The sequence below is a fragment of the Streptomyces sp. NPDC088747 genome (assembly GCF_044751025.1).
Classification (GTDB): Bacteria; Actinomycetota; Actinomycetes; order Streptomycetales; family Streptomycetaceae; genus Streptomyces.
In genome coordinates, this window is the sequence record NZ_JBIVKZ010000026.1 from 140,139 (window position 1) to 152,687 (window position 12,549).

Genomic DNA, 12,549 nt, shown 5'->3' on the forward strand with positions numbered 1-12,549 from the left:
GCCTTGCGGAAACGTTCAGTCGGCCTGCGGAACCGTTCAGTCGGCCATGCGGAAACGTTCAGTCGGCCCGCGAAACCGTTCGAACGCCCCCTTCCCGCCGCCCGGCGGCCCTGCCCCACCGTTCATTTTCAGCCAGTACCCGCGACCCGCGAGGAGACCGGCCGCCGTGTCCCGAAGCACCGTCGAAACCGCGCCAGGCGACGAACCCGCTCCGCCGCCGGGTGACGACCACGCCTTCTTCGGCCAGCCCCGGGGCCTGCTCACTCTCTCCGGCCTGGAGGTCTGGGAGCGCTTCTCGTTCCTCGGCATGCAGGCGATCCTCGTCCTCTACTTCGCCGACACCGTCGCGCACGGCGGCATGGGCATGTCGTCGGGCACGGCCGCCTCGGTGTCCGCCGCGTACGGAACGCTCGTCTACCTCGTCTCGGTCGCCGGCGGCTGGCTCGCCGACCGCATCCTCGGCTCGTACCGCGCCGTCCTGTGGGGCGGGGTCCTGATCGCCTGCGGCCACTACGCCATGGCCGTTCCGACGGCCACCATGACCTGGGTCGGCCTGGGCCTGATCAGCGCGGGCACCGGCCTGCTCAAGCCCAACGTCGCCACCATGGTCGGCAAGCTCTACCGCACCGAGGACGAGCGCCGGGACGCGGGCTTCGCCCTCTACTACATGTCGATCAACATCGGCGCGTTCGCGGGCCCGCTCGTCACCGGCTGGCTGGGCGACCACCGGGGCTGGCACTGGGGATTCTCCGCGGCGGCGATCGGCATGACGTTCGGCCTGATCCAGTACGTCATGGGCCGCCGTCACCTGGCCGGACGCAAGCGCGCCGCGGAATTCGCCCTCACTCCGGACGCGATGCGCCGCGCCGTCCTGCTGATCGCCCTCGGCCTCCTGGCGGCGGCCGTGCTGGCGGCCCTCCTCGCCGTCACCGGCTGTCTGACGATGGACCGCTTCGTCGACCTGCTCACCCTCGTCTCGGTGATCGCGCCGGTCGTCTACTTCGCGGTGATGTTCAGGAGTCCCCGGGTGACGGACGCCGAACGCGGCAGGCTGCGCCCGTACATCGTGCTCTTCCTCGCCTCGACCGTCTTCAACTTCATCCTCTTCCAGGCCTACTCGACGATGATGCTGCTCGCCGCGTCGAACGCCGAGACCACCATCCTCGGCTACGACTTCCCGGCCAGTTGGTACGCCTCCGCGCTCGGCGCCTTCGAGGTCGCCCTGGCGCCCGTGGTCGCCGCGCTGTGGGTGCGGATGGGCCACAGCCAGCCGCACGCCTCCAACAAGATCGCGATCGGGGTCGTACTCGGCGGTCTGTCCTTCCTCCTGATCGTGCTGCCGACCAGCGGCCACAGCGGCGACGACTACCTGATGTCGGTCTGGTGGATCGTCGGCTCGTACCTGCTCCTGGGTCTCGGCGACGTCCTCCTCGAAACCTCCGGGATGTCGGCCACCACCAAGCTCGCACCCGTCGCCTTCTCCAGTCAGACGATGTCCCTCTGGTTCCTGTCCCTCGCCCTCGCCAACGGCATCCAGGCGCAGACCGTGAAGCTCTACGACGACGTGTCCAAGCCCGCCTACTTCGGCGTCAACGGCGCGATCGCGGTCGCCGCGGGCCTCGCCGTGATGGCACTCGCCCCCTGGCTGCGCCGCACGATGCACCCCGTCCACTGAGCCGCACCACGGACCCTGTCCACTGAGGTGACCCCCATGAGCATCCGCATCCCCGAGTCCTTCCCCTACGAGACGGCTCACGAGGACGTCCTCATCCCCCTGCCGGACGGCACCCGCCTGTACGCCCGCGTCTGGCGCCCGCTGACCGACGAACCCGTCCCGGCGCTCCTGGAATACCTCCCCTACCGCCTCACGGACTGGACCGCGCCGCGCGACTGGCAGCGCCATCCCTGGTACGCCGGTCACGGCTACGCCTCCGTCCGGGTGGACGTCCGCGGCCACGGGAACTCGGAGGGCCTGCCGACCGACGAGTACTCGCGGGTGGAGCTGGCCGACGGGGTCGAGGTGGTCAACTGGCTCGCCTCCCAGCCCTGGTGCTCGGGCAGGGTCGGCATGTTCGGGATCTCCTGGGGCGGTTTCAACTCACTCCAGATCGCGGCTCTCGCGCCCGAGCCGCTCAAGGCGGTCGTCACGGTCTGCTCCACGGACGACCGCTTCGACAACGACGTGCACTACATGGGTGGTTCCGTCCTCGCGGTCGACATGCACGCCTGGGCGGCCACCATGCTCGCCTTCGTCGCGCGCCCGCCGGACCCCGCGCACGTCGGCGAGGTGATGTGGCACGACATGTGGGCCACCCGCCTGGAGGCGGTGGAGCCGTACCTCCACACCTGGCTGTCCCACCAGACCCGGGACGCGTACTGGAAGCACGGCAGCGTCTGCGAGGACTACAGCGCGATCCAGGCCGCCGTCCTCGCGGTCGGCGGCTGGCACGACCCCTACCGGGACACGGTCCTTCGTCTGGTCGAGAACCTGCCCCCGGATCGCGTACGAGGTCTGATCGGCCCCTGGTCGCACCAGTACCCCGACCGGGACCTGCCGCCCGGACCGGCGATCGGCTTCCTCCAGGAGACGCTGCGCTGGTGGGACCACTGGCTGCGGGACGGCGACGGCGACTTCGACGGCAATAGCGATGGCGACACCGGCGTGATGGCGGAGCCACTGCTGCGCTCGTACGTCATGGACTCGCACCTTCCGGCCACGGTCTACGACGAGTTGCCCGGCCGCTGGGTGGGCGACGCGGCCTGGCCGTCCCCCTCCGTGACACCGGTGTCGTACGAACTCCAGGGCAAACCGGTCCTGATCCGCTCGCCGCAGCACACCGGTGTGGACGCGGGCCGCTTCTTCCCCTTCGGCAACGACGCGGACCTGCCGCCCGACCAGCAGGAGGAGGACGGGCGCTCGGCCTGCTTCGAGTTCGAAGTCCCGGAGGAGACCTGGGTGTTGGGCCGGCCGAAGGTGCGGTTGCGGCTCACCTCGCACGCCGCGCGCGGGCAGGTCGTCGCCCGCGTGTGCGACGTCGCTCCGGACGGCTCCTCGACACTCGTCACCCGGGGTGCGCTGAACCTGTCGGCGCGCCACGGCCGCGATCTGACGGTCCCGTGGAATCCGGGCACCACGGAGGACGTGGTTCTCGAACTGAACGGCATCGGCTACGCCTTCCCGCCCGGACACCGGATCCGCCTCTCCGTCTCCTCCGCGTACTGGCCCTGGATCTGGCCCCAGCCGGGCTCCGAGGCGGGCCTCACCCTCGACCCGGACGGCAGCGCCCTCGAACTCCCGCTGCGGGAACGGCAGTCGGACTTCCCCATCTCCTTCGAGGAACCCGAGGAGTCCGAGCCGCTGGGAGTGGTCGTGCCCGCGACCCTGGACGAACCCCGGCCCGAGCGACTGGTGGTGCGGGACGTGGCCAAGGGCGAGTGGCGACTTGAGGTCGACCCCCGTTACGGCGGCACCCGCGTGTATCCCGACGGTCTCGAGTTCACCGAGGACGCGTTGGAGACGTACACGATCAACGAGTCCGACCCGCTCTCCGCCCGCGCCCGTTCGACCTGGTCGATCCGCCTGCACCGGCCGGACCTGCCGTGGGACGCGCGGGTCTCGACCACGTCCGAAATCTCCTGCGACGCTGAGGACTTCATCACCTTCAACGAGGTGATCTGCCGGGACGGGGACTCGGTGGTCTTCCACCGGACCTGGGAGAAGCGGATTCCGCGGACGGCGGGATAGGGCGGCAGAGGCCGGGGGCAGAGGTGGGGGTAGAGGTAGGCAGCTCCCTGCCCCCGGGGCTCCGAGAGCGGTGTCCGGATTGTGAATAGATTGGACGCAGTGCCGCTTTGTTCCTGCTTGGTCGCGTGAAATGGGTCACGTCCGGACAAGATCGCCCTCTCGGACCGTCGCACAATTAGCCGTTCGCTAAAGGCAAGTTGAGTTTCACATTCCGGCACAATCGGGCGATTAACCCTGCCGTATGCCGAGGCGAAAGTGATCTACACCGGCAAATCTGGCCTTGTTCCGGACATGTGCTCTCGCATACGTTCACGTCGATCCAGGCGGAACGCCGAATCCTGCCGCCGCCCGGACCCCACCCATCCACACACGCTCACGGCAGGAGCGGGGGACCCAGGTAAGCCGCCGATTCGGACACGGATCGGCTCGGGGTGAAGCCGCACCCACCCATGCGGCCGGGCAGCTCCCGCCCGAACCCGACAGCTCACCTCGCAGGCGACGGAGAGGAATTCGTCATGCCCGCAGGCAAGCACCGCCGTCCCAGGACCAGCCACCTCACCCGCGGCGTCGTCGCCGCCGGAACGGGCGGAGCCGCGCTCGTGCTCCCCCTGGTGACCGCGACCGGCGCACACGCCGCCACCACCGCCGTGCCGGCCCAGGCGACCGCGGCGACGAAGGCCGCTCCGGCCGCCGTCCCCGACGTCAAGCTGGTCACGTACAAGGTCGTCTCGGGCGACACACTGTCCAAGATCGCGCGGGAGCGCACCACGGGCGGCACCTGGCAGACGCTCTACAAGGCCAACGCCGCGGTCATCGGCTCCGACCCGATGATGCTTCGGCCGGGCACCACCTTGACCGTGGGCACGAAGGCGACGAAGACGACCCAGGCCGCCGCCGAGACCGCCACGAAGTCCGCGGCGACCTCCGCGACGTACACCGACGACCTCGACGGCTGGATCAAGGAATCCCTGGCCATCATGGCCGAGAAGGGGATTCCCGGCAGCTACGACGGCATCTACCGCAACATCATCCGCGAGTCCGCGGGCAACCCCGTCGCCATCAACAACTGGGACTCCAACGCCGCCGCCGGTACCCCCTCCAAGGGCCTGCTCCAGGTCATCGACCCGACCTTCACCGCGTACCACGTGGCCGGCACCTCGACGGACCCCTACGACCCGGTCGCGAACATCACCGCCGCCTGCAACTACGCCGCGGCGAAGTACGGCTCGATCGACAACGTCAACGGGGCTTACTGAGTCGGCGGTTTCGGCGGTCTTCGGGGGGATTCGGCTGGGCCGCTGAGCGGCCGTGCGGCCGTGGCTGCCGCCGAATATCGGGTGACTGTTCGCGGTCGGGGGCGTTACGCTCCCCTCGATGACGACTCAAACCGTTCGTAGATTGGGGGTCCCATCCGCGCAAGGTGAGTGCTGATGCTCACTCAGGACGCGAATGGGGACTCCCGCTTTTCCTTCTGGCCGCGCGTGCGCGAGTTCGCCGTGCCGCCTTCCATGATCGAGACCGCGACCGCCCGCCGCCTTGCCGGGGACTGGGCCGGGGCGTGTGCCGCCGCGGGCATCGACGTCGATCTCAGTCCGCGTTCCGTGGCGCGCAGCCATGGCCGCGATCTCGCTGCCCGGATCCGGGCCGACCTCCGCCATCTGGCTCCCGACCTGCTGCGCTGGCATCTGCCGAGGATCGCTCCTGACGGGCTGTTGCGGCCGGGGGTGACTGTCGCGTTGGCTCGGTACGAGGTGGAGGCCGGGGCTGGGGCTGTTTACGAGTCCAGGGCTCGGGCTGATTTCGGGTCCGGGTTCGGGTTCGGGTTCGGGTTCGGGTCCGACGGTAGTGAGCGCGGTGGGGAACACCCCGTGTATCTCGTCGTGCGGACTCCGCCTGCCTGGGCGGACGCCGGGCAGCGGATCAGCCTCGCGCTGTGGGGCGGGCCCCGCTTCGAGGCCGCCGCGGGGCGGCATCCGCATCCCCATCTCCGGCCCAGCCGACGGTTCCGCCTCGACCTCCACCGGCATCTGTGGGATGCGCGCAGGAGCGATGAGCTGCTGATGCGGTCCGGGGCGGATCGGCTTCTCGGCTCTCCGGTCGACGCGGCTTCGGCTTCGGATACGGATCTGCTGGGGCCGCCCACCGGTCCACGGCACGGGTGCCCGTGTGCCGTGGACCGGTGGGCGGCCGAGGCCGGGATGTTGCTTCGCGCCGAAGGGCGGGCCAGCGGTACCGGCGCGGTCTCCGTACGGCTCGGGGCTCGGCGTCGGCTGGTCCTGGAGCTGGTCGCGGACGGGGACGCTGAGAGGGGTGGGGGTGGGGGCACCAGTGACCGTGGGTCGCCTGTCATGCGGATCTCCGCGGCGCCGACGGACGGGAGCGACTCCGCGCTGCCGGTGCTGCCGGACGCGGCGACCTGGGTGCTGCCCGACCTCGAACTGATCCGGGCCGGTGCGGTCGGGATGGACCGGCTGCATCCGCTGGTCGCGTCGGCGTTGTCGGCCGGGGGCCTGCGGGCGGGGGCGGCCTCTGTGTCGGCCGCGGCCTCGGGCTCCGGGGCCGGGCCTGGTCTCCCTTCTTCCGCGGCCCCTGCCGCTGTCGCTGTCGCTGCCCCGGTCGCCGTCGCCGTCGCTGCCGCAGGGCAACCGCGGCTGGTGGAGTGCCGAGGGGCCGAGCACCGGATCGGGCTGGTCAACGGGGTGCTGGCGGCGATGGACCACGATCCGGCCGAGATCCGTCGCGAGGAACTGCTGGTCGAACTCACCGGCACCCCGCTTCCCTGTCTGCGGGCCATCGACGAGGCGCACCGCCGTCCGGACTGCCTGGTCGGCGTCCGTGAACGCCTGGTCCATGGCGACATCAAGGGCGCGTTGGCCGTCGTCGAAGGGCTGTTGGGCCCCGGCGCGGTCCTGCGAGGCGGCGCCCTACGGGACGAGTTGGAGGCGGCGGCAGCCCGGCGGATCACATACGGGCTGTTCAGGGCGGGCCTGATCGAACCCGGTCCCGGCCGCCTCCACTTCCACCCGGACTGTCAGCGCCCACGCGAACGCCGTACCCGCTCGCGACACGCGATCTGGGGCTGACCCCAGCTCTCGCCCGCACCGCTCTCCTTCTTCCCCCCTACCTCCGCCGCCCCTCTCATTCTCATTCCCCACCACGAACCCAAAGGTGATCAAACATGCCCACACGCACCCTGTTCCCCGCCATCGACAACCCCTCCGACCTAACGCCGCCCGTCTCCCAACTCGACGTAGCCGGCGAGCTGCTGGCGCTGCTGCGCGACGCCGGCACCGAGCCACGCCCCGACATCCAACTAGAGGCCCTGACACTGGCCGTGGCCGCCGATCTGCCCGTACTCCTGTGGGGTGAGCCGGGGATCGGCAAGACCGCGGCGCTGACGCAGTTGGCCGCGGCGTTGGACCTTCCGCTGACCACGGTGATTGCGAGCGTGCACGAGCCGTCCGACTTCTCGGGGCTGCCCATCGTCGGCGACGACCCCGCCGAGCAGGGAGTTCCCATGGCTCCCCCGGACTGGGCAGTCCGCCTGGTACGGACCGGGCGAGGGCTCCTGTTCCTGGACGAGTTGTCCACCGCGCCGCCCGCCGTGCAGGCCGCGCTGCTCCGCCTTGTGCTGGAGCGGCGCATCGGTTCGCTCCAACTGCCGCCCGGGGTACGGATCGTGGCCGCCGCCAACCCGCGCTCCTCGGCGGCCGACGGCTGGGAACTGAGCCCGCCGCTGGCCAACCGGTTCGTCCATCTCCAGTGGACCCACGACCACGACGTCGTCGTACGTGGACTCGGCGGGACCTGGCCACGGGCGACGCTGCCACGGCTCGACGCGGAGAGGCTGCCGGAGGCCGTGCGGTTCGCCCGACGGGCGGTGTGCGAACTCCTCGCCGCCCGCCCCACCCTCGTACACCAGCTGCCCAGCAACGAAACCCGCCGGGGCGGCCCCTGGCCCTCCCCGCGAAGCTGGGAGATGACCCTGTTCCTGATCGCCTTCGCGACCGCGGCGGGCTCCTCCCGGGAGGTGCTCTCCCTGCTGGTCAGAGGAACCGTCGGGGACGGGCCGGGGCTCGAACTGCTGGCCGGCCTGGACCGGTTGGACCTCCCCGACCCCGAGACGCTGCTCGCCGACCCGGCTGCCGCGGTCCTGCCCGAGCGGGGAGATCTGCGCCAGGCGGTACTCGACGGCGTGGTCGCGGCGGTCCGCAAACGTCCGGAGAGGGCTCGCTGGGACGCGGCGTGGGCGCTCCTGGTCCGGGCGTTGGAGACCGGGGCGCCCGACCTGGTGGTCGTACCGGCGACGACACTCGCCACCCTCCGCCAGGACGACTGGGACGTCCCGGCGTCGATCGAGAAGCTCGCCGGGGCGGTGTCCCTGTCCAGGCGGGCGGACCAGTCGGTGTCCCGCGCCACCGCGCTCACCGCGAAGGCGGGCCGCCGGTGACCGCGGGCGGGCCGGGGCGTCCGGGGACGCCGGGGAGTCCGAAGACGCCGGGGACTCCGGAGACGCCGGGAAGTCCGGGGAGTCCGGGGAGCCGGGAGAACCCGGAGACACCAGAGGCGGGGAGGGCGCTCGACCTCGACCTCGACCTCGACCTCGACAAGCTCTTCGCCGCCCGGCTGCACGCCGCCCGGGTCCGGCCCTACCTGGCGACGGCCCTGTTCGCCCTCCACACGGTGGAGTCGCGGACGGTGCCGACGATGGCCGTCGACCGGTACTGGCGGTGTTACGTCTCGCCGGCGTTCGTGGACCGGATGCCGGTCGAGGACCTCGCCGGTGTGTGGGTGCACGAGGTGTCGCACCTGCTGCGCGACCACCACGGCCGCAGTGACCGGGTCGCGAGGGAGCGCGGGCTGACCGGCCCGGGGGAACGGCTGCGGATGAACATCGCCGCCGACTGCGAGATCAACGACGACGTGTTCGGCGACGGGCTGGTCCGGCCCGAAGGCGCTGTCCACCCAGGGTCCTTGAGGCTGCCCGAGGGTGAGCTCATGGAGGACTACCTGCGCCGGTTCAGTCTCGGACCGCTCACCCAGGACCTCGTCTGGCTGGACTGCGGGAGCGGCGCCGACGGACTGGACCGCGAGTGGGAACTGGGTCCTGACGGCGCGTACGGCCTGAGCGCGCAGGAACGCGACCTGGTCCGGTTCCGGGTGGCGCAGGGCATCAGCGCCCGCCCGGGAAGTACCCCGCAGGGTTGGAAACGGTGGGCGGAGGAGGCCTTCCACCCGCCGCAGCCCTGGCGGGAGTTGCTCGGCGCGGCCGTCCGCTCAGCGGCCTCCGGCTCCGGCGCGGGCGAGGACTACACCTACGGCCGCCCCTCCCGGCGGTCGGCCGGAATGCCGGACATCGTCCTGCCCAGCCTGCGACGCAGGCCGCCCCGCGTCTGCGTGGTCATCGACACCTCCGGATCGGTCAGCGACGCCGAACTGGGCAGCGCCCTCCTCGAAGTCGCCGCGATCGCGCGTGCCGTGGGCGGCCGCCGCGATCTGGTCACCGTGGTGCCGTGCGACGCGTCGGCCCGGATCGCCCACCCGCTGTGCCGTGCCGAGGGGATTCCGCTGGTGGGCGGCGGGGGCACGGATCTGCGCACGGGCTTCGCCAAGGCCCTGCGGACCGGGCCGGGGCCGGACGTCATCGTCGCGCTGACCGACGGCCAGACACCCTGGCCCAGCACACGCCCCCCGTGCCGGACGGTCGTGGGCCTGTTCGCCCGCCCGCACGAAACCTCGTCGTACGACGAGAACGACCCCGACTACGTACCGGACTCCCCACCCGCGTGGGCCCGCGTGGTGAACATCGGCTGACCACCACGACCCACTGACCATCACGACCCACTGCCCCCCAGCCCCCAGCCCCCGGCCCTCACACCTCAAACCCCACACCTCAACCCGCAGCCGCCCGCCTCCTGCCCCTCTTCCTCCCCTCCCTCTCCCCCACCCCCTCCCTCTCCCTCCCTTCTTCCTCCCCTCTCCCTACGAGCCGAAGAGTCGCTCCAGCACCACCGCGATGCCGTCGTCCTCGTTGGAGAGGGTCACTTCGTCGGCGACCGTCCTCAACTCGGGATGGGCGTTGGCCATCGCCACGCCGTGTGCGGCCCAGTCGAACATCGGGATGTCGTTGGGCATGTCGCCGAAAGCGATGGTGGCGGAGGAGGTGAGACCGAGGTGGCGGGCGGCGAGTGCCAGCCCCGTCGCCTTGGTCACGCCGCATGGCTGGAGTTCGACTGTGCCCGGCCCCGACATGGTGACGGTCGCGAGCGAACCGGCCACCGCACGGGCCGTCGTCGCCAACTCGTCGTCGGACAAGTAGGGGTGACGGAGCAACACCTTGCTGATCGGCCGTGTCCACAGCCCGTCGCGCCGGTGCACCCGCACGGCCGGGAGCGTCGGATGCGGCATCACATACCCCGGCTCGATGAGCGTGAGCCCGTCCACTCCGTCCTGGTCCACGGCCGCGTAGACCTGCCCGACCTCCGCCTCGATCTTGCCGAGCGCCGTCTCGGCCAACTCCCTGTCCAGGGTCACCGACCACAACAGACGGTCCGCCGCCGCGTCGTACAACTGCGCCCCCTGTCCGCACACCGCCAGCCCCTGGCCACCGAGTTCATCGAGCAGCGGGCGCACTCTGGGCGCCGGCCGGCCCGTCACCACCAGATGCCGGGCGCCCTCGGCCGCAGCCGTCCTCAACGCGGCCCGCGACCGGTCGGAGAGGGTGTCGTCGCCGCGCAGCAGCGTTCCGTCCAGGTCAGTGGCGATAAGTGAATATGCAGTCGGAGCGGCCATGATCCGAAGAATACGGACCGAACGACCCAACGGCCCGGCGTGAACCGGACGACGTCCGGTATCTCGTCAGCAACGCCGTTCACCCCACGGAAAGCGCCAGATCCCCAGGCACAGAAGCGACACCGGCCCGAACACCCCCTGACCGCAAGCCAGTTGTCCGTCACCGCCGAACGGGCGCCGCGCCCGTCCCCCACCGGCCCTTGGGCGTGACCAAGCCCTCCCTCTCCTGAATCACCGCATAGCCGCACACAGGCACGACTTGTCGGGACATTACGAACTCATCAGGCACTGCCACAGCAGGCGTGCTCCCCCGTAACGTGTGCCGCGACCACGCGAAACACGTGGATCGCGCGGACCGGACGGAAACCACCGTGCAGGCCGCACGATCCGCACACCGCACGGCGAGTACGCACCCGCAAGCCACGAGAGCGAGGCACCACCCGATGCCCCCCTTCGACGTCCCCGAGGGCGATCCCTTCGGCCCGCACAACCTGCCGTACGGCGTGTTCTCCCTGAACGATCCGCCCAGTCCCCCCTCGCCAGGCACCCACCCGGAACACACCACGGAACGTGCCGCCGAGCGCACGTCGGAGCGTGCCAACTCCCGCACCCCGGAACGTGCCACGGAGCGTGCCACAGAACGCACCGTCGGTGTCCGCCTCGGTGACCACGTGCTCGACGCGGGCGCGGCGGCCCTGGCCCTCGGCTCCCCCTACGCGGGACTGCTCGCCCGGCCGACCCTGAACCCGCTCCTCGCCGCCGGCCGCACCGCCTGGTCCGACGTCCGTCGAGCCCTCACCGCCTGGGTGACGGTCCCGGCCCACCGCGAGACGCTCGCGCCCCACCTCCACCCCCTCTCCGAGGTGACCCTGCACCTCCCCTTCGAGGTCGCGGACTACGTCGACTTCTACGCCTCCGAGAACCATGCCCGGAACGTCGGCCAGATCTTCCGCCCCGACGCCGCCGACTCCCTCACCCCCAACTGGAAGCACCTCCCCATCGGCTATCACGGCAGGTCCGGCACGGTCGTGGTGTCAGGAACGGAGGTGGTCCGCCCTTCGGGTCAGCGCAAGCCGCCCACCGACGCCGTCCCCGTCTTCGGACCGTCCGTCCGGCTGGACATCGAGGCGGAGGTCGGCTTCGTGGTCGGCGCCCCCTCGCCCATGGGCACTCCCGTCCCCCTCTCCGCCTTCCGCGACCACGTCTTCGGCCTCTGCCTCCTCAACGACTGGTCGGCGCGCGACATCCAGGCCTGGGAGTACGTCCCCCTCGGCCCCTTCCTGGGCAAGTCCTTCGCCACGTCGGTGTCCGCGTGGATCACCCCGCTCGACGCCCTGACCGACGCCCAGGTCGCACCCCCGTCCCGCACGCACCCCCTCCTCCCCTACCTCGACGACTCCGAGGACGAACCCGGCGGCTACGACCTCCGTATCTCCGTGGCCATCAACGGCCACATCGTCTCCGAGCCCCCCTTCTCCACCATGTACTGGACGGCTGCCCAGCAACTGGCCCAGATGACGGTCAACGGCGCCTCCCTGCGCACCGGCGACCTCTACGGCTCCGGAACGGTGAGCGGCCAGCCCGATTCCGAGCGCGGCTCCCTCCTGGAACTGACCTGGAACGGCCGCGACACCCTCACCCTCCCCGACGGCGAACGCACCTTCCTGGAGGACGGCGACGAGGTCACCATGACCGCCTGGGCCCCAGGCCCCGACGGCACCCGCGTAGGCCTGGGCGAGGTAACGGGCCGCATCACCCCAGCCCCGTAGACCACGGGCCCGTCGCTCCCCAGGCGAAACGGCGTCGGCACCCGACAGACCACGCAAGGGGGCGTGCCGGTACGTCCAGATGCCCGTCGCGTACGCCCGCGTCACCGGACGCCCAGTTCCTGCCCGACGTCTGATCCGGCGGCGACGGGCGGGACGTACCGGCACGCCCCCCGCCCCCCCCCCCCCCCGCCGGGGGCCCCCCCCCCCCCCCGGGCCCCCCCCCCCCCCCCCCCCCCCCCCGGC

Annotated in this window: 8 protein-coding genes and 1 riboswitch; of the genes, 7 read left to right on the forward strand and 1 reads right to left on the reverse strand. The window is 71.3% G+C overall.

What is annotated here, in order from left to right; all coding sequences use genetic code 11:
• Positions 1-166 precede the first annotated feature (166 nt).
• The 6 genes from ACIP79_RS40660 to ACIP79_RS40685 all read left to right on the forward strand — a co-directional run bounded on the left by ACIP79_RS40660 (position 167) and on the right by ACIP79_RS40685 (position 9,559).
• A complete protein-coding gene (locus tag ACIP79_RS40660; RefSeq protein WP_401232525.1) occupies positions 167-1,675 on the forward strand; it encodes a peptide MFS transporter in 1,509 nt (502 codons plus the stop codon).
• 36 nt (positions 1,676-1,711) lie between these two features.
• The gene (locus tag ACIP79_RS40665) at positions 1,712-3,745 is read left to right on the forward strand and encodes a CocE/NonD family hydrolase (RefSeq protein ID WP_401232528.1); all 2,034 of its coding nucleotides are present in this window, start codon (positions 1,712-1,714) and stop codon (positions 3,743-3,745) included.
• A gap of 360 nt (positions 3,746-4,105) precedes the next feature.
• Positions 4,106-4,256, forward strand: a riboswitch (cyclic di-AMP (ydaO/yuaA leader).
• A gap of 4 nt (positions 4,257-4,260) precedes the next feature.
• The gene (locus ACIP79_RS40670) at positions 4,261-5,001 is read left to right on the forward strand and encodes a LysM peptidoglycan-binding domain-containing protein (RefSeq protein ID WP_383683771.1); all 741 of its coding nucleotides are present in this window, start codon (positions 4,261-4,263) and stop codon (positions 4,999-5,001) included.
• 174 nt (positions 5,002-5,175) lie between these two features.
• On the forward strand, positions 5,176-6,828 hold the full coding sequence (locus ACIP79_RS40675; RefSeq protein WP_401232532.1) for a hypothetical protein: 1,653 nt from the start codon (positions 5,176-5,178) through the stop codon (positions 6,826-6,828).
• A gap of 95 nt (positions 6,829-6,923) precedes the next feature.
• A complete protein-coding gene (locus ACIP79_RS40680) occupies positions 6,924-8,195 on the forward strand; it encodes an AAA family ATPase (RefSeq protein ID WP_401232535.1) in 1,272 nt (423 codons plus the stop codon).
• Entirely contained in the window at positions 8,192-9,559 is a 1,368-nt protein-coding gene (locus ACIP79_RS40685; protein WP_401232538.1) for a VWA-like domain-containing protein, read from the forward strand. The genes ACIP79_RS40680 and ACIP79_RS40685 overlap by 4 nt, the downstream gene beginning before the upstream one ends.
• 168 nt (positions 9,560-9,727) lie before the next feature.
• On the opposite strand, the gene ACIP79_RS40690 is transcribed toward ACIP79_RS40685, so the two are convergent.
• The gene (locus ACIP79_RS40690) at positions 9,728-10,537 is read right to left on the reverse strand and encodes an HAD family hydrolase (protein ID WP_401232540.1); all 810 of its coding nucleotides are present in this window, start codon (positions 10,535-10,537) and stop codon (positions 9,728-9,730) included.
• 443 nt (positions 10,538-10,980) lie between these two features.
• On the opposite strand from ACIP79_RS40690, the gene fahA reads away from it, so the two are divergent.
• Positions 10,981-12,306, forward strand: coding sequence for a fumarylacetoacetase (gene fahA, locus ACIP79_RS40695; protein WP_401232543.1), 1,326 nt, complete (start codon positions 10,981-10,983; stop codon positions 12,304-12,306).
• Positions 12,307-12,549: the final 243 nt, after the last annotated feature.

Bases quoted from the DNA above. Each gene is read 5' to 3' on its own strand.
- ACIP79_RS40665 (WP_401232528.1), top strand. From the start codon at position 1,712: ATGAGCATCCGCATCCCCGAGTCCTTCCCCTACGAGACGGCTCACGAG.
- ACIP79_RS40670 (WP_383683771.1), top strand. From the start codon at position 4,261: ATGCCCGCAGGCAAGCACCGCCGTCCCAGGACCAGCCACCTCACCCGC.
- ACIP79_RS40675 (WP_401232532.1), top strand. From the start codon at position 5,176: ATGCTCACTCAGGACGCGAATGGGGACTCCCGCTTTTCCTTCTGGCCG.
- ACIP79_RS40680 (WP_401232535.1), top strand. From the start codon at position 6,924: ATGCCCACACGCACCCTGTTCCCCGCCATCGACAACCCCTCCGACCTA.
- ACIP79_RS40690 (WP_401232540.1), bottom strand. From the start codon at position 10,537: ATGGCCGCTCCGACTGCATATTCACTTATCGCCACTGACCTGGACGGA.
- fahA (WP_401232543.1), top strand. From the start codon at position 10,981: ATGCCCCCCTTCGACGTCCCCGAGGGCGATCCCTTCGGCCCGCACAAC.